At 67.1% G+C, this 350-nt stretch carries 1 protein-coding gene; it reads left to right on the top strand.

Annotation, left to right across the window (positions count from 1 at the left end; all coding sequences use genetic code 11):
• On the top strand, positions 1-350 hold a 350-nt coding region (locus tag JFN93_RS25335; RefSeq protein WP_199387177.1), incomplete at both ends, for a hypothetical protein.

The following is a 350-nucleotide window of genomic DNA, read 5'->3' as shown; positions in this document are numbered from 1 at the left end:
GGCGCGGCAGGCGTAGGCGCACTTACTTCCGATCAGCTCCGCGCCCTCTCGACCGCCGATGTGGCGGCCCTGACCACTGCGGAGATCCAGGCGATCAGCACCACCAACCTGGCGACCCTGACCACCGCGGAAATCGCGGCACTGACTACTGCTCAGGCACAGGCCCTCGGCGCAACCGGGGTAGGTGCCCTTGGCTCTGACCAGCTGCGCGCCCTGAGCACCCAGGATGTGGCAGCCCTGACCACCGCTGAGGTAGCGGCGATCAGCACCGACAACATCTCCCTGCTGACCACCGCCCAGGTCAAGGCAATGACCACGGCCCAGATCGCCGGCCTTGATACCGCTCACGT

Origin of the sequence: Geomesophilobacter sediminis (genome assembly GCF_016458275.1) — a bacterium.
GTDB lineage: Bacteria > Desulfobacterota > Desulfuromonadia > Geobacterales > Geobacteraceae > Geomesophilobacter > Geomesophilobacter sediminis.
This window is presented reverse-complemented; position numbering and strand designations above follow the sequence as displayed.